This is a genomic window from Gordonia mangrovi (genome assembly GCF_024734075.1).
In the GTDB taxonomy this organism is placed as follows: domain Bacteria; phylum Actinomycetota; class Actinomycetes; order Mycobacteriales; family Mycobacteriaceae; genus Gordonia; species Gordonia mangrovi.
This window is the reverse complement of record NZ_CP102850.1, coordinates 1,804,469-1,828,439: the sequence shown is the minus strand read 5'-3', so window position 1 is coordinate 1,828,439 and position 23,971 is coordinate 1,804,469. Positions and strand designations below refer to the sequence as shown.

The window sequence follows — 23,971 nt, the reverse complement described above, 5'->3', positions numbered from 1 at the left end:
TCAGCCGGCGGCGAACCGGCGGCGGTAGACCGTCGGCGTGACCCCGACGTTGGCATTGAAGTGATGCCGCAACAGCGTGGCGGAGGCGAAACCCACGCGCGAGGCGACCTCGTCGATGGGCAGGGTGGTGGATTCGAGTAGTCGACGCGCCTGCAGCACCCGTTGCTCGGTGAGCCATCGGTGGGGGGACACGCCGACCTCGTCGACGAAACGCCGGGCGAAGGTACGGGTCGACATGTGCATCTTCGCTGCCAGGTCGTCGACGGTGATGTCGACATCGAGGTGTTCCACCATCCAGTCGAGCACCGCGGCGAACCCGTCGGACTCGCAGGCGGGAACCGGTGCCTCCACGAACTGGCGCTGACCGCCGTCGCGGTGCGGTGACACCACCATCCGGCGTGCGATGCGGTTGGCCACTTCCGGCCCGAATTCCTCGCGGACGAGGTGCAAGGACGCGTCGATCCCGGCGGCCGTGCCGGCGCTGGTGGTGATGGGCCCGTCGTCGACGAACAGCACATCGGTGTCGACGATGGCTGCGGGATACCGGCGTGCGAGTTCGGCGCCGTGACGCCAATGCGTGGTGCAGCGGCGGCCGTCGAGCAGTCCGGCCTCGGCGGCGGCGAAGGCGCCCGTGCACACGGTCAGCACCCGTCCGCCGTTGTCGACCACGGTGCGCAACGTCTGGAGAACCTCAGGGGCGAAATCAGGGGTGGTGCTACCGCCCGGGATGGCCACCAGGTCGGCGTCGGCGCAGTCGTCGAGCGCGTGTGGTGGCACCACGGTTGCGCCGTGTCCGATACTGAGCGGGACCCCCGGCTGGGGTGATGCGACCAGGAACTCGAAGGCCGGGACGCCGTCATCAGTGCGATCGAGGCCGAAGACCTCATTGACCACACCGAACTCGAACAGCGCCACCTGACGATGCAGTACGACGGCGACTTTCCTGAGCACCCCACCAGTATGGCGGAAAATTTGCGAACAATGTCATCACAGCCACTGTTGGCGGAATGTGTACGAGAACATACTTTCTGTCATGAACGTACTCATCTTGCTCGCACTCCTCATCGTCATCCTCGCGCCGGTCGCGATCCTGATACAGCGGACCGAGGGCTGGGCCCCGCCGCGGAATCGGCCGCCGTCCGGGCTCGGCCCCGACGCCGAGCGCATCCGCGCGGAACTCGATCTCCTGTTTCTTCAGCGTCGCGACAGCGCTTGACCTGCACCGGTCGAAAATGGGTCCGCCGGCGGGTGATCGTCGATCCTCCTGCGAACGGATGGCCGGGGTGGAAGAATTTTCACACCGGAGACACCCCGACGTTCACACCGGCGCGGACCATGCAGCTGCGGCCCACACCGTCGTTCGTCTCGTATCAGTAGGAGGCGTCGATGACGGCGACCATCACCGATCTCGCCACGTGCGTGGACCCCGACGGTCGAGATGATGCGATCGCGATCCTGACCCGGCAGGCCGCCTCGCGCGTCCCCGAACTCGTTCCCGTGCGCAATTCGCGGATGGCGGCGACGCCGTTCACCTTCTTCCGCGGCGCGGCCGCGGTGATGGCCGCCGACCTCGCCGCGGTGCCGCATTCCGGTGTGATGACGCAACTCTGCGGGGACGCGCACCTGAGCAACTTCGGTTTGTTCAACACCCCGGAGCGGCGGATGATCTTCGATCTCAACGACTTCGACGAAACGGCGCCCGGCCCGTTCGAATGGGATGTGAAGCGCCTCGCGGCCAGCTTCACCGTGGCCGGACGCGGCAACGGCTTCGATGCCGCAACCACCCGCAAGCACGCCCGCGACGTCGCCAAGTCGTATCAGAAGTGGATGATGGCCAGCGCCACCATGTCGACGATGGACTGCTGGTACGCCCGGATCGACGCCGACGACATCCTGACAAAGGTCTCCACGAAGCTCGACACCTCGACCGAGGAGCGCACCCTGCGCGGACTGCGGAAGGCACAGCACCGCAACAGCGCCCAGGCCGTGGCGAAACTCTGTGTGATCGATGCCGACGGCAATGTGCACATCCGCAGCGATCCGCCGTTGCTCGTCCCGATTCATGAACTGTTCCCGGATGCACGTGCCGATGAAGTGGCCAATCGTGTTGCGAGCCGGGTGGGCGAGTACCGGACGATGCTGCCCGACCACATCCGGGCGCTGTTCGACCAGTTCTCCATCGTCGACGTGGCGCGCAAGGTGGTGGGTGTGGGCAGCGTCGGGACCCGTGCCTGGATCGTGCTGCTGCACGGTGCCCGGTCCGATGACCCGCTGTTCCTGCAGATGAAGGAGGCCCAGCGATCGGTGCTCGCGGACCACGTACCGGCCCAGCAGTACGCCAATCAGGGGCAGCGGGTCGTGGAGGGGCAGCGGTTGTTGCAGGCGGCCAGCGACGTGTTCCTGGGCTGGACCTCGGGCCTCGACGAGAACGACGAGAAGCGCGACCTCTATGTGCGTCAGTTGCGTGACGGCAAGGGATCGGTCGTGATCGAGGCGTTGAACCCCGACGACATGAAGTTGTACGCGAAACTGTGCGGCCGGGCGCTGGCCCATGCGCACGCGCGTACCGGTTCACGTCTGGAGATCGCCGACTATCTCGGTAGCGCCAAGGGTTTCGCCGACGCCATCGCCGACTTCTCGGTGGCCTACGCCGACATCGATGACAACGATCACGCAGCGATGCTCGATGCGATCCGCAGCGGGCGGCTGGAGACCCACGATCTCGTGTGAATCCGGGTCCCGAGGTCGGCCTGCCGTCACCCGTCTGTTATCGCACCCGTCCGCGAACATCGTGACAGGGTTGTGTCACCGGGATACGACAGTGAGGGACGCCCATGACCGATGACACGATGGCCGGCGCAGCGCTGCGCGAACGTGTACGAGATCTGATGCCGCAGGCGAAAGACGAACTCGCCGAGATGGTCGCGTTCGAATCCGTCTACGACCCCAGCGGTGCGCCCCCGGAAGACTGTGACCGGATGGTCGACTGGTTGCTCGGCACGTTCACGGAGTTGGGTTTCGCCGACGTCGAATCGCATGTGACCGCCGACGGCAGCAAGGCGGTCACCGGCCATCTGGCCGGCCCCGACGACGCGCCGACGGTGCTGTTGTACTTCCATCACGACGTGCAGCCGCCGCTGGGTGCCGACGAATGGGATTCTCCGGTCTGGGAACTCACCGAACGCAACGGTCGCTGGTACGGGCGCGGCGCCGCGGACTGCAAGGGCAACATCGCGGTCCACCTGGCCGCGTTGCGCGCACTCGGCGGCGACATCCCGGTCAACATCACCATCGTCGGTGAGGGCTCGGAGGAACAGGGCACCGGCGGGATGGAGGACTTCGTCCCGAAGAACCCGGACCTGCTGCGTGCCGACGCCATCCTGGTGTGCGACTCAGGTAACTTCGCCGTCGGCCGGCCCAGCCTGACGACCAGTCTGCGGGGTATCGCCAACGTTGTGGTGACCGTCGAAACACTCTCGTCAGCAATGCATTCCGGAATGTTCGGCGGGGCCGCGCCGGATGCGCTGGCGGCGCTCATCGCCATGCTGGCCTCGCTTCGGGACGCCGACGGCAACACCACCGTCGCCGGGCTGGACGCATCGGCGACCTGGCCGGGCGTCGAGTACCCGGTCGAGGCCTTCCGCGCCGACGCCAGTGTCCTCGACGGGGTGGATGTCATCGGCTCGGGTGCCGTCGCGGACATGGTCTGGGCGCGACCGGCCGCCACGGTGCTGGGGATCGACTGCCCGCCGGTCGTGGGATCGTCGGCGGCCGTACAACCGAAGGCCCGGGCGCGCATCAATCTTCGGGTACCGCCCGGGATGGACGCCACGGTGGCCCAGCAGGCACTCATCGACCACCTCATCGCCGCGGCGCCGTGGAACGTCCGGGTCTCCGTCGAACCCGAGGCCCACGGCGCCCCGTTCTGCGGCACCACCTCGGGGCCCGGCTTCGACACCATGGTGGATGCGATGCGCGCCACCTACGGCACCGACGTGGTGCTGATGGGCCAGGGCGGTTCCATCCCGCTGTGCAACGTGTTCGCCGAAACCTACCCGGAGGCGGAGATCATGTTGCTCGGTGTGGAGGAACCTTCGTGTCTGATCCACGCGCCCAACGAGAGCGTCGATCCCGGCGAGATCGAGAACATGGCCATCGTCGAGGCCACCTTCCTCAGGGAGTACGCGCGCCGGGCCGCGCGCTGAACCGGTCCACGAGCAGTTCCTTGAGCTGCGGCCTGCTCGCCGCCACCAACGTGAACGCGGCCTCGCGGGCGAGGCGTTCGGGATGGGCGCCGCGCAGCAGGGCTTTGCCGCCGTCGGCGGCGATCAGCGTGGCCGCCGCGTCCACGGCGAGTTGTGCGCCGTCGGCCCGTGCCGCGATCAGCGTGGCGGCGTCGGTGAGCCCGGCGTCCAGCGCAGTGCGGATGGTGCTGCCGCGGTCGCGCAATGCGCGAGCGGCCCGTGGGTGCCCGCCGACATCGAGCAGCGCGGCGCACCGCCGCACGAGGCCCAGCGGCAGGGTGCCGTTGATCCGGACACCGGTGTTCTGGGTGGCGAAGAAGTCGTCGAGCGTCACCCGGCTCACGATGCGATCGTCGGGGACGACCAGGCCGGTGACCGCCAGCGACACCGTGCGGGTCGCATCGGCGACGCCGAGGTGCAGCGGCGTGACGGTGATGGCGTCCGGCGGCTGCTCGATCGGCAGGATCGCCGCGAGCACGTCATCGGTGTCGGCGTCGCGGGCCGAGATCTGTAGCAGATCGACGATGCCCCACCCGCTCACGAACGGGGCGTGGCCGTCGAAGCGCCACCCGCCGTCCAGTCGGGTGGCCCGCATCCGCGGCGGCGTCGGGACCACCCCGGCGTAGGCCACGCCCGCGCGCAGTGCTCCCGAGGCCGTCGCGGCGAACAGGCCCTCGCGCAGTCGGTTGTTGGCCGTCGTGGCCAGCGAGATCACCACGCCGTGATGCTGTTGCCAGGTGAACGCGGTGGCCAGACACCCGCTCGCCATCACCTCACTGATCTCGATGACCTGCGCGAAGTCGAGGTCCGGGCCGCCGGCATCGGCGGGGGCGGCGATGCCGAACAACCCCGCCTCGGCAATCGCCGACCAGTGGGTGGCGGGAATCGCGCCGGTGCGGTCCACCTCGGCGGCACCGGAGAACAGCACGTCGTCGGCGATCCGATACGCGTCGGCGACCAACCGCATCCGCCGGAGGTCGGGATCGGTGCTCACCCGGTCAGCCTACGACCGGGTGAGCACCGGGTGCGGTCTGATCGGGCGGCGTCAGACGGTGCAGAGCGGGGAGTAGTCGGTGCGGCCACCGGTGGTCGGCGACACCAGGAAGGTGCAGGAGTTGAACCCTGCCTTCTCCACCTGTCCGCGCAACATGCGCAGGGTGTCGGTGGAGACGACCTTCTCGCGCGAGAGCACGAAACCAGACAGGCGTGTCGGGTTGCCGACGAGGGCGAACCGGTACGGGTCATCCGGGGTGGCACCGTCGGCGATCCAGGTGACGATGTAGTTGGGCGCGTTGTTCGGGTCGATGCTCACCGGAACCTGCGGGAACGATACGGACAGTTGCGCGTTGGTGACCGGGTCGACGACCTTCGCCTGGCCTGTGATTCCGTTGGTCTGGCCGGTGAAGGTGGTGCAGGTGTTCTCGACGCCGATGGTGGTCGCGTCGATGAGGGTGTAGGTGGCCTTGGTGTCCTTGGCGCAGTTCAGGTTGAAGAACGCCGGGATCGCCGCGAGCTGCCACCAGGACCCGAGATACCGCTCGGTGTCGAGCTTCGGGATCGGTTGCAGCGGTGCGGCAGCCGCCGGGCCGGTGCTCGCGACCAGCGCGGCGACGGCCAGGGCGGTGGTCGCGAGAAGGGTGAACAAGCGTCGAATCGTGCGGGTGATACCCATCGTGCGGCTCCGTTCGGGTCATCGGAAGGACTCGGTCACTGGACGAACGGTGGCGATTCGGAGGCACGGCGTTGTCGGATGGGTCGAGTGAGCAACACGCCGCCCGCCGGCCGGAAAACCGGGCGAGCGGCGTGCGTGGTGGTGCGTGCGGATCAGGCGATGTTGGACGGCTTCCACGTCGCGACCGCCCAGATCACCACCAGGTCGAGTGCGATGATCAGAATTGCCCAGATCGGGTAGTAGGGCAGCCACAGGAACTGGGCGATGATCGAGATGGAGGCGATGATGATCGCGGAGATCCGCGCCCAATCGGCCCCGACCGCCAGGCCGCCCGCCACGAGAATCGCGAGGATGCCGATGATCAGGTGAATCCAGCCCCACGTGGTGAGGTCGAATTTGTAGACGTACTCGGTGCCGATCACGAACAGATCGTCGTTGGCCAAAGCGGAGATGCCCTGGAAGACCGCGACGATACCGGCGACGAACAGCAATGCGGCCGCGACGATCGAGATACCGAACGCAAAACCCTCTTTGACGCCGTAGTCGACGTCGTCACCCTGCGTGCTCATGAACGTTCCTTTCGATACCGACGAGGTAGATGAGGCGAAAGCGCTGAAACAACCCTAGTGGGCAGATGTGGACAGAAACCCAAGAACACGCAGACGGGTCGCAACCGCTGTGTCACGGCGATGGATGCTCGGCGACGAGGTTGACCAGGCGATTTAGTTATGGCGGGGACGTGGGGGTAAGCTATCGCAGGTTGCACACGGGGTGTGGCGCAGCTTGGTAGCGCGCTTCGTTCGGGACGAAGAGGTCGTGGGTTCGAATCCCGCCACCCCGACGCTAGGTTGAGATAGCAGAAGAGGCCCGGACCAGGGATTCCTGGTCCGGGCCTCCTCGTTTCGATGCGAGTGCGGTGAACGTTTCGGTTACCAGCACGTTCACCTCACTTGAAATTAGGTCAGCACCATGGCGCCCGCCGGGGCGGGGGTGTACTTCTCCCGGTGGATGTTGCGGCCCGACATCCGACGCCGTTTGCAGGCCTTCACCCCGGCGTCGACCATCGCGGGCGGGCCGCACAGGTAAGCCGAGAACCCGCGCAATGAGTCGAAGTCGTCGACGAGGACGTCGCCGACATACCCGTGCCGGCCGAACCCCTCCTCCCGGCTGAGACAGGGGGTGTAGCGCAGACCCGGGTGTCGGTCGGCGAGCGACTGCCAGAACTCCACGTCATAGAGGTCGGATCGATGGCGCACCCCGTGGTAGAGGTGGATCTCCCGGTCCGGATCGCGTTCGAGTGCGTGCAGTGCGATCGACTTCAGCGGAGCCAGTCCGGTGCCGCCGGCGAGCAGGATCATCGGTGCGTCGGACTCGGTGTCGTGCACGAAATCACCCCACGGCCCACGCATCTCGACGGGGTGCCCGTGGGCGAGTGAGTCGAAGATCCATCGGTCGGTGGCCAGTCCGTCGGGTACGCGCCGGATGTGGAACTCCAGTCGGTCGGGCCGGCTCGGCGGATTGGCCATCGAGTACTGCCGCAGGGTGCCCGAACCCGGCACCACGAATTCGATGTACTGCCCGGCCGAGAACTCCAACGGTTCGTCGATCCCCACGGTCACCGCGAGGGTGTCATGTGCGATCTCGCTGACCTCGTGCACGGTGCCGGTCAGATCCCGCAGCGGGTGGCGGGGGCCGCTTCCGGCGTCCACGGGTACCTCGATCTGCGCGTCGGAGGTGGGCGTCGACTGACACGCCAGCACATATCCGTTCGCCTGGTCGTCGGCGCCGAGTACCGTCTCCGACACCTCGGGTGCCGACACGCTGCCACTGCACAGCCGCACCTTGCAGGTGCCGCATGTGCCCTGGTTGCACGAGTTCGGTAGGTAGACACCGTGGCGCAGGAAGGCGTCGAGCAACGGCTGCCCGGGGGCGCAGTCGACGGTACGGGTGTCCGAGCCCACCACGGTCACGGAGTGAGCGGCGGTCATCGTCACACCTCCCAGGTCGTGTGCAGCGAGGTGGGACCGCGGAATCCCCAGCCCCAGAACTCGACGTCGCTGTCGGTGTCGCGTTCGAGGTTGGGGATCGAGTCGAACAGTTCCTCGAGACCGATCCGGCAGACGTGGTTGGCGAAGTAGATCCCCGCACACGCGTGGTTGCCGGCCCCGAACGCCAGGTGGGGCAGCGGGGGCCGCGAGAGGTCGTACTCCGACGGCGCCTCGTACACCGAGTGGTCGTGGTTGGCCGAGCCGTAGGACATGAGCACCACCGAGCCCGCCGGCAGCGACACGCCTGCCACCTCGACGTCGGCGGTGCTGATGCGAGCGGTCGCCGACCAGATCGGCGACGTCCACCGCATCCCCTCGGAGATCGCGCGCGGGATGAGACCGGGTTCGTCGACCACCTCTTCCATCTGCTCGGGCCGGGTGAACAGGCCCACCAGGGTCGACGCCATCGCATGACCCGGCTCCTGCATCGCACCGAGCAGATAGACGAACAGCGTCGGATAGATGTAGTCGCGCTCGCGCGTCTGCCCCTCGGGCATACCGTCGTGTAGCCAGTGGCTGATGGCGCTGTCGTCGGGGTTGACGATCCAGTTGTCGATCAGTGGATCCACGATGGCCCGGATTTCGGCCTTCGCCTCGTCGCCCTCGTCGAAGCCCGCCGGATTGGTGAACTCGCCGTTCTCGTCGACGCCGGCGTTGGTGAAGGACCGCGACAGTTTGTGGAACCATTCGCGCAGCTTGTCCGAGCTCACCGACTGCAGTCCGAGCAGGTCGCCGAGTGCCCGCACCGACACCGGCTCGCAGTACTGCGCGACGAGTTCGGCGCGGCCCTCGTCCTCGAAGGTCTCCAGGTAGCGACGGGCGATCGGGCGCACCAGGTCGTCGATCCACCGGTCCACCTCCTGCGGCTGCAGGGCCGGGTCGACCATCGAGCGCAGGTCCTCGTGGATCTCCCCGTTGACGCCGATGACGGCCGGGTGGCCGAAGGTGCGGCCGCCGGCCTTGGTGATGATCGCCTCGAAGTCGTCGCGGGTGGCGATCTCCCGGCAGATCTCCGCGGTGCTCGCGACGTAGGAACCGAGCACCGGGACGTAGGCCAGCGGCGCCTCGCTGCGCAGCCGCTCGTAGACGGGGTAGGGGTTGCGCTCCAGCTCGGTCATGGTGATGTCGTCGAGCCAGGACACGGTTGCGGTCATCAGCTTGCTCCTCGTCGAAGGTCGGCCCGGGGGGCCAGGTGCCGACAGACGTTATGCGCAGGAGTGGCGATCGATCGATACCGTTCGCGCGACCCCGACACCGATCACGCGAGCGAGTTGTGATGTGTATCGCAGAATGGATGTGTAATGCGGTAGAACACAATGACCATGTCCACATCCGAGCAGCTCGTGGGAACACGCGATTGGGATAGAGCGCACCGCGCAGTCGCCGATGCGTACTTCCCGCACGAACTCCGCGCGCTCGATGAGCGCGACGACGTGGACCTCACGATGCGCACGGTCGAACTCGGTGGCGTCACCATCGGCCGACTCACCTGGGGTGCCGCGGTATCGATCGCGTGCGACTATCCCGGCGCCTACGAGGTCAACGTGCCGCTGACGGGTCGGTTGCACTCGCGGGCTGACCACGACGAACTGGTCTCGGCGCCGGGTCAGGGCACGATCTTCACCGCCGACCGACCGTCGCTGATCACCCGGTGGACCGCGGACTGCCAGGTGCTCGGCGTGAAGTTCGATGCCGATCACCTCGAGCGCGAGGCCGACCGCATCCGCGTGGCCCCGATCCGTCGTCGCCTGTCGTTGCCGGATCAGATCGACGTGTCCACCGATGCGGGCGCTTCGTGGCTGTCGTTGGTGACCGCGTTGTCGGCGCAGGCCCGCGAGCCGGTGGATCTGTTGGCCAACCCGCTGGTCGGCCCGCAGCTGGCCAGCGCGGTGACCACCGCGTTCCTGCTGGCGGTCACCCCCGATTCCGCCGACACGGACCAGATGCGGCCGGGCATGGTGAAACGCGTGCTCGACGCCTTACATGACGACCCGGGACGGCCGTGGACGTTGGCGGAGATGGCGGCGATCGGCGGGAGCAGCGTGCGCCGGTTGCAAGAAGCGTTCGCGCAGTACGTGGAGACCTCACCGACGAGGGCGCTCGCCGACATCCGGCTCGACCGCGCACACCTCGACCTCGAGCGTGGCGAGGGCACCGTCGCCGACGCCGCGGCGCGCTGGGGTTTCAGCAGTCCGAGCCGGTTCGCCGCCGCCTACCGCCGCCGATACGGCGTGAGTCCCGCGCAGACCTTGCGGGGTCTGCGCGGGACTCGTCAGCCGGACTGAATCAGACGGTCCGCCAGGTGGCGACCGCCCAGATGATGATCAGGTCGATGGCGATCACCAGGACCGACCACCACGGGAAATACGGCAGCCACAGGAAATTGATGATGATCGACAGCGACGCGATGCAGATCGCACCTACGCGGGCCCAGGTGGCGCCCGTGAACAGGCCGATGGCGATGGCGATCGCGATGATCGCCAGCACGATGTGGATCCAGCCCCAGGCGGTGAGGTCCAGCTGGTAGATGTACTCGGGACCGACGACGAACAGCTCGTCTTCGGCGACAGCCGAGATCCCCTGCAGCAGTTCGAGGACACCGCCGACGAGCAACAGGATGGCGGCGCCGATGGCGCCGATCGCGGCGAATCCCTGCTGCACCGGATGGTCGGAGTGCTGAGTGGTCATGACGGTTTCGCTTTCTCTCGATGGGTCGGGAGTGATGTCAGGTGACCCCACCGTGATGGTGGCCGCGACGGCGCGCGGTCTACATCATCCGTAGTGGGTGATTCCGTGAGAGGCTGGGGCTCGGCGGGGGAGTGAGTCCTTCGTTCTGCGAACGAGATTGGAGCCGACATGAGTCTTGCCGCTCGGCTGCTGCGGACCCGCTGGCTGGTACGCGCACCGATCGTCCTGTTCCGGGCACGGCTGGGTTTCGTGTTCGGCGGCCGGATGTTGTTGCTGGAACACGTCGGCCGGAGCTCCGGCGAGCCGCGCTACGTGGTGCTCGAGGCGGTGGAGCGGCCGAGTCCGGATCGAGTGGTCATCGCGTCGGGTTTCGGCACGACATCGCAGTGGTTCCAGAACCTGCAGGCAGACCCGAATTGTCATGTCTCGATCGGCCGGCGCCACCGCGTTCGGGCCGTGGCGCGGGTGGCCGACGACGCCGAGAGGGCCGAGATCGTCGCCCGTTACCGGCACGATCACCCGAAGGCCTACGCCGAATTGTCCGGTGTAATCCAGGAATCGATCGGCAAGACGATCGACGAGGTGCCCTACGTCGAAGTGACGATGAGCTGATTCAGCAGCCGAGCCGGTACGCCAGATCGTCGAGATCCGTTGCGTGCAGATCGTTGTCGGCGGAGCCGAAGTCGTCATGCGGGGCGCCGCCCCACTCCAGGGGCCGGTCGACGAACGCGGTGCGCAGGCCGAAGGACCGGGCCGCATCCAGATCTGCCTGATGCGCGGCCACCATCATCACCTCGCCCGGGTCGGCTTCGAACAGGGCAGCGAGCCCACAGTAGGTTTCCCGCGCCGGCTTGTAGTGGCCCCACAGATCGGAGCCGCCGACGAAGTCCCAGGCGAACCCGTTGCGCTTGGCCATCTCGGTCAGCAGCGCGACGGTCCCGTTGCTGAGCGCGCAGACGATGAACCGCTTTTTGAGGCGCCGGATACCGGGCGCAGCGTCGGGCCATCCCGGGATCGTGCGCCATGCGTGCACGAGCGTCGCCGACGACGAGTCGTCGAGTCGGACGCCGAAGTGGCTCGCGACGTCGTGCAGCGTCTCGGTCTGCAGGTCGTCGAGGCGGCGCCAGGGCAGCTCTCCGGACTCCACCCGCGCCAGGATCGGCGCGTAACGGCGCCGCCACTCGCGGGTGAACTCGGCGGCGTCGACGTCGGGGACCGTCGCACCGACCGCGGCGGAGATGCCGGTGAACCAGTCGGTGACGGTGCCGAAGGTGTCGAACGCCAGTACCCGCACCCCGTCGAGGGGGTACGGGGTCACGTGGTCTCGGAGGCCAGCTGCGGCAGCGAATGATCCTCGTCGAAGGCGGCGTCACCATGCGAGACCGGGGTGAGGGTCAACAGACTCGCCTCTGGGCGGCAGCAGAACCGCGCAGGTGCGTACGGCGACGTGCCGAGGCCGGCACTGACGTGCAGCTTCATCGATGTACCCCAGCTCGAGACCCCCTTGACGCGGGAGCGATCCAGATCGCAGTTGGTGACCAGTGCACCGACGAACGGCAGGCACAGCTGTCCGCCGTGGGTGTGGCCGGCCATCACCAGGTCGTAGCCGTCGGCGGCAAACCGGTCCAGCACGCGCGGTTCGGGCGAGTGGGTGAGCCCGAGTCGCAGGTGCGCCAGCGGGTTGGGGCGTCCGGCGACGGTCTCGTAGCGATCGCGTTCGATGTGCGGGTCGTCGACGCCCGCCGCCACCACCCGCACCCCGCCGACCTCGAGCTCGCGGACGGTGTGGGTGGCATCGAGCCAGCCGCGCTCGGTGAACGCGGCGCGCAGGTCCTGCCAGGGCAGGGGCTCCCCGAAGGTCCGGGTGTGGTCGGTCTTGAAGTACTGGAACGGGTTCTTCGGCTTCGGCCCGAAGTAGTCGTTGGAGCCGAATACGAACAGGCCGGGCCGCGAGAGCAGTCCGCCGAGCGACTGGATCACCGACGGCACCGCCTGCGGGTGGGCCAGGTTGTCGCCGGTGTTGATCACCAGATCGGGTTCGAGCGTCTCGAGTTCGGACACCCATGCCTGCTTGAGGCGCTGGTTGGGCATCATGTGCAGGTCGCTGATGTGCAACACCCGCAACGGCGCCGCGCCCGGCTCCAACACGGCAAGCGTGTTGTGCCGCAACGTGAACGCGTTGCGCTCGATCACCGTCGAATAGAAGAGACCCGCAGCCGCCAGGCCGGCCAGCCCCCCGAGAGCTGGCGCAGCCGCGACGCGGCGGGCGAGGGCGTTGTCGAGGTGAGCCATTCATCCAGGATACGCAGATCCGGGTGCTGCTCGCCCCCGGGTTTTGTTCCTACCCGACGGTCATCCCGGAAGCTGGATCACCACCGGACCGACTCCCGGCACCTCGACGGTGGTCTCGGTGGGCCCTTGCGCTCCGTCGGAGCGGCGACCGTTGCTGACGTAGATGGTCACCGTGCTGCCCGGCATGGCCGAGTCCGACGGTGCGGTGAACACCACCGTGCCCTGCGGCCGGTTGCTGTCCACGTCGAGCTGGTTGACCTTGAATCCGGCGGCCTGCAGCCGGGAGGTCGCCGCGCTCGCGGTGAGTCCGCTGACCTTCGGGATGCGGCCGCGGTCACTGCCCCGCATGTAGCGCGGATCGGTCGGCGGGAGCTTCACGGGCCCGAATTTGGTGGCCACCGGCTTGATGGCCTGGAACCAGGTGCGCGCCGGCTCCATGCCGCCGAAGAGGGTCCCGTCATAGCACTGACGCAGCGGACTGCTGCAGATCTCGGTTGGGTTCGGTCCGTCGTTGTAGACGTAAGCCGAACCGGCGATCTGGTTGGTGAAGCCGATGAAGGCCGACGAGCGGTGTGCCTCGGTGGTCCCGGTCTTACCCGACATCGGCAGGGTCCAGCCGGCCGAACCGGCCGCGCCCGCCGCGGTGCCACCGCCCAGGTGGTCCTGGCCCATGGCGTTGGCGAGCGTGTTGGCCAGGCCCTCCTCGACGACCTGCTCGCATGGCGGTGTCTCGAACGGGATCGCGGTCAGCGCCGGCTCGCCCTCGGGTGTCATCACCCGGTTGCCATAGGCGTCGCGCTTGATCCGGCTGATCGATGCGATCGGATTCGGCGGGCACCAGGTGCCGCCGGAGGCGAGGGTGGCGCCCACGTTGGACAGCTCGAGTCCGTTGATCGGCAACGGACCGAGGGTGAACGAACCGAAGTTGCCGTCCTTGACGTACTGCGCCATCGTCTTCTCGCCGTAGCCCGACGAGCCCGGGACGGTGTAGGAACGCAGACCCAGGCGGACCGCCATGTCGACCGTCGGCTTCACGCCGGTCTGCTGCAGCAGTTTCACGAATGCGGTGTTGGGGGACTGGGCCAGCGCCTGGGTCACCGTCAGCGTCGGCGGGTACTTGCCGGCGTTGCGCACACAGTAGGCCTCCTCCGGACACCCTGGGGTGCTGCTGTTACCCATCCCCTCGACGGCGACGAAGCTGGGCACCTGCAGATTCGAGGACACGCCGAGCCCCTTCTCCATGGCCGCCGCGGTGGTGAAGATCTTGAACACCGATCCGGCGCCGTCGCCGACCATCGAGAACGGCTGCGGTTGCACGGTCTGACCGGCCTTCAGGTTCAGCCCGTAGCGGCGGCTCGACGCCATCGAGAGGACGTCGTGGGACTCCTTGCCCGGCCGGATGCTGCTCATGACGTTGGCGACGCCATCGGTGTCGGGTGAGGCCTGGGCGCGGACCGCGCGGATGGTGGACCGCTGGACCTGGGGGTCGAGGGTGGTGCGGATGATGTAGCCACCGCGCATCACCGAGTCGCGCGCCATCCCGTTCTCGGCGAGGAACTGCAGCGCGTAGTCGCAGAAGAAGCCGTTGGCGTCCGCGCCGATGCAGCCCTGCGTCGGTGTGCGCGGGCTGGGCAGCACACCGAGCGGCGACTCCTTGGCCGCGACCAGTTCCTCGCGGCGGTCGGGGAAGTTCTCGATCATCGTGTCCAGCACGGTGTTGCGCCGGTTGGTCGCGGCCTCGGGGTTGGTGTACGGATCGAGCGCCGAACTGGACTGCACCATGCCCGCCAGCAGCGCCGATTCCGCGACGTCGAGGTCGATGGCGTGCTTGCCGAAGTAGGTCTGGGCGGCCGCCTCGATGCCGTAGGAGTTGTTGCCGAACGGCACGACGTTGAGGTAGCGGGTGACGATCTGCTTCTTGGCCTCCTGCTTGGCGGCGGCGTCGTCGAGGCCCTTGTCGCGTTTGGCCTGGTCGATGAGCGACTGCTCCATCGTCAGCGCCATCCGGACCTCGCGCAGCTTGCGGGCCGGTGTGGTCTCGACCGCGGCCTGCCGGTCGGCTTCGGTGCGTGCGAGCACCAACAGCTGGTAGTTCTTGATGTACTGCTGGTCCAGCGTCGACGCGCCCTGCTGAACCTCGCCGGCCGACGAGTTCGTCAGCGCCGCGCGGATGGTGCCCTTCCAGTCGACGCCGTCGTGTTCGAGGAACCGTCGGTCCTCGATGGAGATGATCGCGCGGATCATGTCCGGTGAGATGTCGTTGTACCCGACCTGATAGCGGTACTGGTCGTACAGCAACGCGATCGGGTTGCCGGCCGAATCGGTCATCGTGGTGACCTCCGGCAGCGTGCCGTTGAGCAGCTCGGAGGACACATTCTCGACGGCGGCGGCCGCGCGGTTGGACATCACGCCCAGGCCGCTGGCCGCGGGGTACAACATTCCGGCCACCAGCACACCGGCCAACAGGCAGGCGCCGGCCAGTGACCACAGCTTCTTCGACTTCGGCACACGCACAGGATACGTGCGATGTCGCCGAAGTCGTCTGAGCGCGCGCCACCGAAAGGTCGCGAGCCGGTCACGGCCGAGGCTGAACACCACCACCCGCGCTGACCTGCGCAGATCGCTGCGGGTTGCACGATGGTGCCATTTTCTTTGCCCCAGGGCTTGCGTCGTGATGCACAGATCCTTAAATTGAGTGCAGAATGTGACTCACTTAACAATGACCCCGAGCTTGTGAACCGCAACCAGTGTTCCGGTGAACAGAAAAAGAATCGGGCAGGTGGGGTGGGGGCATTCGGGTCAGGACCGTCGGGCGGCGCAGCAGCGCCGATTTGGGTCCGGCGAGACGCAACGACAGACAGGGGTCGGCGGATGGCGATAGCGGCAGTTTCCACCGGAGATGATGCTCGATTGATGTGGGTGTCCCAAGCTCGATGCCGGGGAGGAAACCCCGATGACCTGTTCGTCCGCGGAGCAGCTCAGCGCAAAGCCGCCACGATCTGCCGGCACTGCCCGGTGCAGCTCGAGTGCGGCGCGGACGCCCTCGACAACCGGGTGGAGTTCGGCGTCTGGGGTGGTATGACCGAGCGTCAGCGGCGGGCCCTGCTCCGCCAGCATCCGGAGGTCACCTCGTGGGCCCAGTTCTTCGAGGCCCAGCGACGCAGGCACCGCGCCGACGCGGTGTGAGCTGCAGGACGAACACACGAATGGCCGACCCAATGGGTCGGCCATCGTCGTTCCCGGGCCTCAGCCGCGACTGGTGATCTGTTCGGCCACCGCACGCAGCGCGACGACGTCGGCGACCTCGAACGGCAGCGACGGCACGCCGACGATCGGCACCGCCGGATGCGCGGCGGTGAAGCGCTGCAGCAGGTGCAGCTCCCGCTTGCCGGTGGCGGCACGTTCGGCGTGGATCTCGAGCACGCCGCGGGTCAGTTCGTCCTCGACGGTCTCGAGTGCCGCCCGTGCCGACGACTCGGAGATCGAGGTGAGGTTCGGGTGGGTGCGGTTGAGGATGAGGCCGGCCAGCGGCATCCGTTCCTCGGACAGCCGATCCACGAAGAACGCCGCCTCGCGCAGGGCGTCGGGTTCGGCCGCGGCGACCACCGCGAACTGCGTGCCCGGTTGTTTGAGCAGCTCGTAGGTCTTGGTCGCGCGGTCCTGGAAGCCACCGAACATCGAGTCCAGCGACTGCACAAAGGTCGCGACGTCGCGCAGCATGTCGCCGCCGATGATGGTGGACACCCCGCGCATGGCCAGGCTCATCGCGCCGGTGACCATCCGTCCCACGCCGCGACCACCTCCCACCAGCATCTTCATCAACCGGCCGGAGAGGAACGAGCCGAGACGTTGCGGTGCGTCGAGGAAGTCCAGGGCGTTGCGCGACGGCGGGGTGTCGACGACGATCAGGTCCCAGCGGTCCTCCTCGATGAGCTTGCCGAGTTTCTCCATCGCCATGTACTCCTGCGTGCCGGAGAACGACGACGCCATCGTCTGATAGAAGGAGTTCTCCATGATCGCCGAGGCACGGTCCGGTGACGAGTACTCGAGCACCATCTCGTCGAAGGTGCGCCGCATGTCCAGCATCATCGCGTCCAGCGAGCCGGACCCGCCCACCTCGGCCGCGGTTACCGGCTGCGGATCGTTGGTGAGCTCGGACATGCCCAACGACTGGGCGAGCCGTCGGGCCGGGTCGATGGTCAACACCGCGACCTTGCGGCCGTGCTCGGCGGCGTACATCGCCATCGCCGCAGCGGTGGTGGTCTTGCCCACGCCGCCGGCGCCGCAGCAGATCACCACGCGGGTGCCGGGGTCGGTGAGCACCGACGCCATCTTCAGATCGAGCGGCATGGGTCAGGCACCTGCCTTCTGCAAGAGGGTGGCGAGCTCATAGATCGAACCGAGGTCGATGCCGTCGCCGAGGGCCGGCAACTCCAGCGTCGGCAGCTCCACCTCGTCGAGCTGGGCCTTGGCGACCTGCTGGGCCTGCAGGCGTGTCGCGTGCTCGATGGTCTCGGTCAACAACCCCGACAGGTCGCCGTCGGTGAGATGCAGACCGCTCTGGGTCAGGTGCTCGAGCACCCGCGGGGCATCGATCGTGCCCTCGGCGATGTCGTCTATCGACCCCGTCGGCAGGTGTGTGGAACTGACCCGATTGATGATGAGGGTGCCGACGGTGAGATTCTTCGCGCGCAGTTCGGTGACCGCCTCGATCGTCTCCTGGATCGGCATCGCCTCCAGCAGGGTGACGAGGTGGATGACGGTGTCCTCGGAGTGCAACAGCTTCACCACGCCGTCGCTCTGATTGCGGATCGGCCCGGTCTTGGCGAGGTCGGCCATCGCCTGGGTGACGTCGAGGAAGTTGCCGATCCGGCCGGTCGGCGGGGCGTCGACGACCACCGCGTCATACACCCGCAGGCCCTGCTTGTCGGTGTGGATGATGCGTTCTTTGATCTTGCCGGTGATCAACACGTCACGCAGGCCCGGCGCGATCGTGGTGACGAAGTCGATCGCCCCGATCCGCTTCATCGCGCGGCCGGCGAAACCGAGGTTGTAGAACATGTCGAGGTACTCGAGCAGGGCGTGCTCGATGTCGATGGCCAGCGCCGACACCTCGCCGCCGCCGGAGGCGGTCGCGATCTTCGTGTCGGTGGACGGCAACGGCGGAATGTCGAAGAGCTGCGCGATGCCTTGACGGCCTTCGCATTCGACCAACAGCACCTTTTTGCCGTCGGCGGCCAGCGCCAGCGCCAACGCCGCCGCGACGGTCGTCTTGCCGGTGCCCCCCTTGCCCGATACGAAGTGCAGCCGAGCGCGTCCGGCGGTCTGCGGCCATTCGTTGGTGTGCCCGGAGTCGTCGGGCGGTGTCTCGTTCACCACCGCATCACCATATCGACAACGGCGTACCCATTAGGCTCTAGTCCATGAGTGAATCGACCGTATGGGAATACGCGACGGTGCCGTTGCTGACGCACGCCACAAAGCAGATCCTCGACCAGTGGGGTGCCGACGGCTGGGAACTGGTGACCGTCCTGCCCGGCCCGACCGGCGAGCAGCACGTCGCCTACCTGAAGCGTCCGAAGGGATAGGCGATGGCAGGGATGTGGTCGCAGCGACTGGCCGAACTGGGCATCACCCTCCCCGATGTGGTGACCCCCGCCGGTAGCTATGTTCCCGCAGTTCGCAGCGGCAACCTGGTCTTCACGGCGGGGCAGATTCCCATCGTCGACGGCAAGCTCGAGGTGGTCGGCAAGGTGCACGTGGGTGCCGAAGGTGTGGTCGATCCCGACCAGGCCACCCAGGCCGCCCGTCAGTGCGCACTCAACGCGCTGGCAGCCGTGGACGGACTCGTCGGCATCGATTCCATCGTGCGGATCGTCAAGGTCGTCGGCTTCGTCGCGTCCGCACCCGGATTCACCGGACAACCCGCGGTCATCAACGGCGCGTCGGATCTGCTCGGCGAGATCTTCGGCGATGCGGGAGTGCATGCCCGGTCGGCAGTCGGCGTCGCCGAGCTGCCGCTGGGCGCCTCCGTCGAGGTCGAGATGATCGTCGAGGTCTCCTGACCGCGAGCCCCGGCCGCCGCGCTCGACGGTGACCCGTGGTGGAGCTCGCTGCGCTGCTCGCCGCGGCGGCTGCGGCCGGGTGGGTCGACGCCGTCGTCGGCGGTGGCGGACTGGTACTGATCCCCGCGCTGATGATCGTTCAACCCGGGCTGGCGCCGGCCACCGCACTCGGCACCAACAAACTGGCCGCGGTGTTCGGCACCGCATCGGCGGCCGTCGCGTTCGCCCGTCGGCTGACCATCGATCTTCGTCGCCTCGCACCGGTGTTCATCAGTGCGGTGGTGTTCTCGGGTCTGGGTGCCTACACGGCGAGTCGACTGCCGGCCGACGTGTTCACCCCCGTGGTGCTCGGTCTGCTCATCGCGGTCGGACTGTTCGTCGCACTCAACCCGGGCTTCGGTTCCGGTCTCGCACGGCAGCGGCCCCGGTGGTCGGTGCTGCTGGGGCTGGTCCTGGCGGGTGTGGTGATCGCTTTCTACGACGGCGTGATGGGGCCGGGGACGGGAACCTTCCTCATCATCAGTCTCACGGCGCTGGTGGGTACCGGGTTCCTGGAGAGCTCGGGGATGGCGAAGGTGATCAACACCGGGACCAACCTGGGTGCTCTCGCGGTGTTCGCTTGGCAGGGAAACGTGTTGTGGCTGTTGGGTCTCGCCCTTGCGGCGGCGAACATCGCCGGGGCGCAACTCGGTGCGCACATGGCGATCGGACGGGGCAGCGGTTTCGTCCGGTGGGTACTGCTCGCAGTGGTGGTCGTGATGGTGGGCAAGCTCGGTTACGACATGGTCACCGGGTGAGGATCTCGTCGCGGGGATGACCCGGCGGCGCGGTCAGTGCGAACGCGGACGAAAGTTGTTGCGGTAAGCGCTCGGCGACAACGACATCCGTCGTTGGAAATGAGTCCGCAGCGATTCCGGTCCCAGACCCACCCGGGCAGCGATCTGCTCGACCGGTTCGTCGGTGCGTTCGAGTAGTGCCGCGGCCGCGCGCACCCGTTGTCCGGTGAGCCACGAACCCGGGCCCAACCCGTAGCTGTCGGTGAAGCGACGGCTGAACGTGCGCAACGACATCGACGCGTGGTCGGCGAGATCGCGCGTCGTCAGCGGCCGGTCGAGATGGCCGATGGCCCACGCGGTGGTGGCCGCCAGTGCGGCATGACCGCGCGTGCCCGGTCGGGCGACGTCGTGGCGCTGTCGGCCGTGCACGATCTCCTCGACGGCCTCGTCGTGCAGACTCGTGCCCGCCGGCATGAACTGCGCCTGTCCGCCCGGCCGATGGACGGCCACCACCGTCCTGCGCGCATAGTCGCGTGCGACATCGGCGCCGTGGTCACGTTCCACCAGATGTAGACACAGGTCGATGCCGGCGGCGAGGCCGGCACTGGTCAGAATGTCGCCGTCGTCCACGTACAGCACCGCCGGGTCGACCGTCACCCGCGGATAGCGGGTGGCCAGCGCGTCCGCGTCGAGCCAATGAGTGGTCGCACGACGACCGTCGAGCAGCCCGGTTTCGGCCAACGTGAACGCACCCACGCAGATGGACATCAGCCGGGTCCGGCGTCGATGGGCGTCCCGGAGGGCCTCGACCACCGCCCGCGACGGAGTGCGCCGCGCCGCATCGTGGTAGCCCGGGATCACCACGGTGTCCGCATCGACGAGGGCATCGAGGCCGTGCTCGACGTGCACCGACACCCCGGCGCAGGTCCGCACCAAACCGGGAGTCTCGGCGCAGGTGGACAGCGTGTAGCGTGGCGCGCCGATGTGCCCGAAGATCTGGACGGGTGCGGCCATGTCCATCATCACCAGGCCGTCGGTGACCAGGACCACCACGCGGTGGGTGCCGAGATCGGTTGGCATGAATAGAGGGTATACCGGCATTCATGCCACTGGTGTCGCACGCTCCGACGGTTCACGCTGGACTGGTGACCGAGCGAGCCACCCCCGAACCGACATCCATCAGCCCGCCCCCCGCGATACCCCCGCGCGCCACGCTCACGCGGATACAGCACCGGACGATCGCACTGCTGTGTGTCGCGCAGGTGCTCGGCGGGCTGGCGATGGGCGCGTCCCTGGCCCTCGGTGCGATTCTCGCCGAGCGGCTCTCCGGCTCGGAGTCCCTGGCCGGACTCGCCACCACGGTGCTCACCTTGGGTGCGGCCGCCGCCGGTCTGCCGCTGGCGGCGCTCGCGCAGCGGTCGGGGCGGCGTCCGGCTCTGGCGACCGGCTTCGTGATCGCCGCGATGGGTGCGGCAGTGGTCGCGGCCGCGGTCGACATCGGATGGTTCCCGCTGCTGCTCGTCGGCATGGCCGGGGTCGGCAGCGGAACCGCGGTCAGCCTGCAATCCCGTTTCGCCGCAACAGACCTCGCCGAACCGCGGACCCGTGGCCGCGACCTCTCGCTGGTGGTGTGGACGACGATGGTGGGTGCGGTCGCAGGGCCGGCCCTGCTCCCGGTGGGCGCCGATGTCGCCGGGGTGCTGCACATCGACGAGCTCGCCGGGCCGTTCGTGATCGGCGCCGCCGGTGCCGGCGCGGCCGCCGTCGTGCTGTGGGCCGGGCTGCGGCCCGATCCGCTGATCGTGTCGACCGCCGCCGCGTCGTCCACCTCGACGGGCACGGTGAAACCGACGCTCGCGCAGGGCTGGCAGACGATCCGGAGCATCGCCGAGGCCCGCAACGCGGTGGTGTCGGTGGTCTCCGCACACGCCGTGATGGTGGCCGTGATGGCCCTGACGCCCGTCCACATGACCCACGGTGGTGCGAGTATCACGCTCGTCGGCCTGTCCATCAGTGCGCACGTCGCCGGCATGTACGCGCTCGCGCCGGTGATGGGTGTGCTGACCGACCGGTTCGGGCGAGTACCGACCGTCGTGTTCGGGCAGGGGCTGTTGTTGGCGGCGTGTGTCACCGGCTTCACTCTGCGGCACAGTCAGACCGGCCTCGTCGTGGCCCTGGTTCTGCTCGGGCTGGGCTGGTCGGCCACCACCGTCGCCGGCTCTACGCTGCTCACCGAGAGTGTGCCGGTGCCGCGACGACCACGCGTGCAGGGGATCTCGGACACCCTGATGAGTCTCGCCGGCGCGGTGGCCGGTGCGCTGGCCGGTGTCGTCGTCGGTCTCTTCGGCTATCCGGCCCTGGTGCTCGGCGCGGGCGTGATCAGTGTGCTGGCCGCGATCTACGTGCTGACCGATCGACCGCGGTGACCTCGAGTCTGCAGACCGCGTTCGCGCCCGAGGTTCATCGACGACGTGGAGGACGATGTCGACGAGCGGGCGGCGTGACCTGAGCCACTGCCGGCGGCCGGCCGTGGGTAGTGTCGGACGTTGTGACCGACAACGAGAACGGAAACGCGGAAGCAGCCCCGACACACCCGGCGTACGGCGTCGTCCGTGAGGTGACCCCGTTCGCGTCGGTGTTGTTGTGCAACAACCCGGGCACGATGGAGCTCGACGGCACCAACACCTGGATCCTGCGTGCTCCGGGCCACCCCGAGTGCGTCGTCGTCGATCCCGGCCCGCCGAACAAGAAGGGGCATGTCAGGCGGATTGCGGAACAGCCGGGGATCGCACTCGTACTGATCACCCACCGCCACTTCGACCACACCGGGGCCATCAAACCGCTGCGGAAACGGGTCGATGTCCCGGTGCGCGCCCGGTCGGCCAAGTTCACCCACGGTGCGGCACCGCTTGTCGACCGAGAGATCATCGACGTGGCGGGTCTGCGGATCACCGTGCTGCACACCCCGGGCCACACCGGGGACTCGCTCAGTTTTCTCGTCGAGTGCGACGGGCATCGCGCCTTGCTGTCGGGCGACACCATCCTCGGCAGCGGCACCACCGTCCTCGATCCCACCGACGGCACCCTGCGCGACTACCTGAACTCGCTCAACCGCATCATCGTCGAAGGCGAGGACGCGGTGCTGCTCCCCGCGCACGGCCCCGACCATCCCGAGGTGGGTCCGGTCGCGCGGTACTACAAGGCGCACCGCGAGGAACGCATCGACCAGATCGTGGCCGCGCTCGACGACCTCGGGGTGCCGGCGCACAAGGCGAAGCCGATGAAGGTGGTCCGAAAGGTCTATGCCGACGTCGACAAGAAACTCTGGCCGGCCGCCCGGATGTCGGTCAAAGCCCAGCTGGAGTACCTGCGGGACCGCTGACACGTTTCGTCCCCCGGGTATTGCTTCCTGCCCCGGCGGCCGCAGGGGCAGGAAACGATACCCGGGGGACGAAACGCCAGGTCAGTGGGTCAGCGTGCGCGCCGTGCCAGGCGCTCGGAGTCGGCGATGAGGACGCTCTTGCCCTCCAGTCGTAGCCAGCCGCGCTGCGCGAAGTCGGCGAGCGCCTTGTTGACCGTCTCCCGGGATGCGCCGACGAGCTGGGCGATCTCTTCCTGCGTGAGGTCGTGGGTGACGCGCAGCGCGCCGCCCTCCTGTGTGCCGAACCGCTGGGCGAGCTGCAGCAGCTGCTTGGCGACACGGCCGGGGACGTCGGTGAAGATGAGGTCGGCGAGGTTGTTGTTGGTGCGGCGCAGACGACGGGCGAGCACGCGGAGCAGCTGCTCGGCGATCTCGGGGCGATCCTTGATCCAGGCACGCAGTGCGTCGCGGTCCATCGACACCGCACGCACCTCGGTCACCGTGGTGGCCGACGACGTGCGTGGGCCGGGATCGAAGATGGACAGTTCGCCGAACATGTCCGAGGGTCCCATGATCGTCAGCAGGTTCTCTCGACCATCGGGCGAACGACGGCCGACCTTCACCTTGCCGGACAGGATGATGTACAGCCGATCACCGGGTTCTCCCTCGTGAAAGATCACGTGACCGCGAGGGAAATCGACCGGTTGAAGCTGCTTGGTCAGCGCTGCGACGGCGGAGGGCTCGACACCCTGGAATATGCCCGCCCGCGCCAGTACGTCCTCCACCTAAGGAACCTTTCTCGTCCTAACCACACTCGCATGGCAA

At 67.8% G+C, this 23,971-nt stretch carries 25 protein-coding genes and 1 tRNA gene; 12 read left to right on the top strand and 14 right to left on the bottom strand.

Features of this window, described 5'->3' with window-relative positions; genetic code table 11:
* Positions 1–951 (bottom strand): GlxA family transcriptional regulator, encoded by a 951-nt coding sequence (locus NWF22_RS08360; protein ID WP_160903948.1) that lies wholly within the window; start codon positions 949–951, stop codon positions 1–3.
* A gap of 82 nt (positions 952–1,033) precedes the next feature.
* On the opposite strand from NWF22_RS08360, the gene NWF22_RS08355 reads away from it, so the two are divergent.
* The 3 genes from NWF22_RS08355 to NWF22_RS08345 all read left to right on the top strand — a co-directional run bounded on the left by NWF22_RS08355 (position 1,034) and on the right by NWF22_RS08345 (position 4,205).
* Complete coding sequence (locus tag NWF22_RS08355; RefSeq protein ID WP_160903947.1) at positions 1,034–1,216, top strand: hypothetical protein; 183 nt, start codon at positions 1,034–1,036, stop codon at positions 1,214–1,216.
* Positions 1,217–1,386: 170 nt separating this feature from the next.
* Positions 1,387–2,730: a DUF2252 domain-containing protein gene (locus NWF22_RS08350; protein WP_160903946.1), complete on the top strand. Its 1,344-nt coding sequence runs from the start codon at positions 1,387–1,389 to the stop codon at positions 2,728–2,730.
* 119 nt (positions 2,731–2,849) lie between these two features.
* Positions 2,850–4,205: a dipeptidase gene (locus tag NWF22_RS08345; RefSeq protein ID WP_160904007.1), complete on the top strand. Its 1,356-nt coding sequence runs from the start codon at positions 2,850–2,852 to the stop codon at positions 4,203–4,205.
* Here NWF22_RS08345 and NWF22_RS08340 read toward each other — a convergent pair.
* The 3 genes from NWF22_RS08340 to NWF22_RS08330 all read right to left on the bottom strand — a co-directional run bounded on the left by NWF22_RS08340 (position 4,174) and on the right by NWF22_RS08330 (position 6,485).
* Entirely contained in the window at positions 4,174–5,211 is a 1,038-nt protein-coding gene (locus NWF22_RS08340) for an acyl-CoA dehydrogenase family protein (protein ID WP_160904008.1), read from the bottom strand. The two genes, NWF22_RS08345 and NWF22_RS08340, sit on opposite strands and share 32 nt — an antisense overlap.
* A 78-nt stretch (positions 5,212–5,289) precedes the next feature.
* Positions 5,290–5,916: a lipocalin family protein gene (locus NWF22_RS08335; protein ID WP_160903945.1), complete on the bottom strand. Its 627-nt coding sequence runs from the start codon at positions 5,914–5,916 to the stop codon at positions 5,290–5,292.
* Between the two features lie 152 nt (positions 5,917–6,068).
* A complete protein-coding gene (locus NWF22_RS08330; protein ID WP_160903944.1) occupies positions 6,069–6,485 on the bottom strand; it encodes a DUF7144 family membrane protein in 417 nt (138 codons plus the stop codon).
* 198 nt (positions 6,486–6,683) lie between these two features.
* Here NWF22_RS08330 and NWF22_RS08325 point away from each other — a divergent pair.
* Positions 6,684–6,757: transfer RNA gene (locus tag NWF22_RS08325), tRNA-Pro, on the top strand.
* A 115-nt stretch (positions 6,758–6,872) separates the two neighbouring features.
* Here the strand turns inward: NWF22_RS08325 and NWF22_RS08320 are convergent.
* Complete coding sequence (locus tag NWF22_RS08320; RefSeq protein WP_160903943.1) at positions 6,873–7,904, bottom strand: 2Fe-2S iron-sulfur cluster-binding protein; 1,032 nt, start codon at positions 7,902–7,904, stop codon at positions 6,873–6,875.
* A 2-nt stretch (positions 7,905–7,906) separates the two neighbouring features.
* Positions 7,907–9,118, bottom strand: coding sequence for a cytochrome P450 (locus tag NWF22_RS08315; protein ID WP_160903942.1), 1,212 nt, complete (start codon positions 9,116–9,118; stop codon positions 7,907–7,909).
* Positions 9,119–9,286: 168 nt separating this feature from the next.
* Between NWF22_RS08315 and NWF22_RS08310 the strand changes: the two genes are divergently transcribed.
* On the top strand, positions 9,287–10,249 hold the full coding sequence (locus tag NWF22_RS08310) for an AraC family transcriptional regulator (protein ID WP_160903941.1): 963 nt from the start codon (positions 9,287–9,289) through the stop codon (positions 10,247–10,249).
* Position 10,250: 1 nt separating this feature from the next.
* Here the strand turns inward: NWF22_RS08310 and NWF22_RS08305 are convergent, their stop codons facing one another.
* Positions 10,251–10,652, bottom strand: coding sequence for a DUF7144 family membrane protein (locus NWF22_RS08305; protein WP_160903940.1), 402 nt, complete (start codon positions 10,650–10,652; stop codon positions 10,251–10,253).
* A 168-nt stretch (positions 10,653–10,820) separates the two neighbouring features.
* Here NWF22_RS08305 and NWF22_RS08300 point away from each other — a divergent pair, with 168 nt between their 5' ends.
* Positions 10,821–11,264, top strand: coding sequence for a nitroreductase family deazaflavin-dependent oxidoreductase (locus NWF22_RS08300; RefSeq protein ID WP_160903939.1), 444 nt, complete (start codon positions 10,821–10,823; stop codon positions 11,262–11,264).
* A 1-nt stretch (position 11,265) separates the two neighbouring features.
* Here NWF22_RS08300 and NWF22_RS08295 read toward each other — a convergent pair whose 3' ends face one another.
* The 3 genes from NWF22_RS08295 to NWF22_RS08285 are packed head-to-tail and all read right to left on the bottom strand — an operon-like array spanning position 11,266 to position 15,452.
* Positions 11,266–11,970: a haloacid dehalogenase type II gene (locus NWF22_RS08295; protein WP_160903938.1), complete on the bottom strand. Its 705-nt coding sequence runs from the start codon at positions 11,968–11,970 to the stop codon at positions 11,266–11,268.
* Positions 11,967–12,944 (bottom strand): metallophosphoesterase, encoded by a 978-nt coding sequence (locus NWF22_RS08290; protein ID WP_160903937.1) that lies wholly within the window; start codon positions 12,942–12,944, stop codon positions 11,967–11,969. Before NWF22_RS08290 ends, NWF22_RS08295 begins: the two co-directional genes overlap by 4 nt.
* A gap of 60 nt (positions 12,945–13,004) precedes the next feature.
* On the bottom strand, positions 13,005–15,452 hold the full coding sequence (locus NWF22_RS08285; RefSeq protein WP_258321361.1) for a penicillin-binding protein: 2,448 nt from the start codon (positions 15,450–15,452) through the stop codon (positions 13,005–13,007).
* Between the two features lie 363 nt (positions 15,453–15,815).
* On the opposite strand from NWF22_RS08285, the gene NWF22_RS08280 reads away from it, so the two are divergent.
* Positions 15,816–16,130: a WhiB family transcriptional regulator gene (locus NWF22_RS08280; protein WP_160903936.1), complete on the top strand. Its 315-nt coding sequence runs from the start codon at positions 15,816–15,818 to the stop codon at positions 16,128–16,130.
* Between the two features lie 60 nt (positions 16,131–16,190).
* Here NWF22_RS08280 and bagB read toward each other — a convergent pair whose 3' ends face one another.
* Positions 16,191–17,294 (bottom strand): ArsA family ATPase, encoded by a 1,104-nt coding sequence (gene bagB, locus NWF22_RS08275; RefSeq protein ID WP_160903935.1) that lies wholly within the window; start codon positions 17,292–17,294, stop codon positions 16,191–16,193.
* A 3-nt stretch (positions 17,295–17,297) separates the two neighbouring features.
* Positions 17,298–18,323 (bottom strand): ATPase BagA, encoded by a 1,026-nt coding sequence (gene bagA / locus NWF22_RS08270; RefSeq protein ID WP_160903934.1) that lies wholly within the window; start codon positions 18,321–18,323, stop codon positions 17,298–17,300.
* Between the two features lie 44 nt (positions 18,324–18,367).
* Here bagA and sp36 point away from each other — a divergent pair, with 44 nt between their 5' ends.
* The 3 genes from sp36 to NWF22_RS08255 are packed head-to-tail and all read left to right on the top strand — an operon-like array spanning position 18,368 to position 19,806.
* Entirely contained in the window at positions 18,368–18,532 is a 165-nt protein-coding gene (sp36, locus tag NWF22_RS08265; RefSeq protein ID WP_160903933.1) for a Sp36 family protein, read from the top strand.
* Between the two features lie 3 nt (positions 18,533–18,535).
* A complete protein-coding gene (locus NWF22_RS08260) occupies positions 18,536–19,009 on the top strand; it encodes a RidA family protein (RefSeq protein WP_160903932.1) in 474 nt (157 codons plus the stop codon).
* 38 nt (positions 19,010–19,047) lie between these two features.
* Positions 19,048–19,806, top strand: coding sequence for a TSUP family transporter (locus tag NWF22_RS08255; protein WP_160903931.1), 759 nt, complete (start codon positions 19,048–19,050; stop codon positions 19,804–19,806).
* 33 nt (positions 19,807–19,839) lie between these two features.
* On the opposite strand, the gene NWF22_RS08250 is transcribed toward NWF22_RS08255, so the two are convergent.
* Positions 19,840–20,865 carry a GlxA family transcriptional regulator gene (locus NWF22_RS08250; RefSeq protein WP_202398948.1) on the bottom strand — a complete coding sequence of 342 codons (1,026 nt, stop codon included), beginning with the start codon at positions 20,863–20,865 and terminating at the stop codon, positions 19,840–19,842.
* Between the two features lie 98 nt (positions 20,866–20,963).
* On the opposite strand from NWF22_RS08250, the gene NWF22_RS08245 reads away from it, so the two are divergent.
* On the top strand, positions 20,964–22,211 hold the full coding sequence (locus tag NWF22_RS08245) for an MFS transporter (protein WP_373692008.1): 1,248 nt from the start codon (positions 20,964–20,966) through the stop codon (positions 22,209–22,211).
* A 122-nt stretch (positions 22,212–22,333) separates the two neighbouring features.
* Positions 22,334–23,167, top strand: coding sequence for an MBL fold metallo-hydrolase (locus tag NWF22_RS08240; RefSeq protein ID WP_160903928.1), 834 nt, complete (start codon positions 22,334–22,336; stop codon positions 23,165–23,167).
* 89 nt (positions 23,168–23,256) lie between these two features.
* Here NWF22_RS08240 and NWF22_RS08235 read toward each other — a convergent pair whose 3' ends face one another.
* Positions 23,257–23,931, bottom strand: a complete 675-nt coding sequence (locus tag NWF22_RS08235) for a Crp/Fnr family transcriptional regulator (RefSeq protein ID WP_006330855.1) — start codon at positions 23,929–23,931, stop codon at positions 23,257–23,259.
* Positions 23,932–23,971 lie beyond the last annotated feature (40 nt).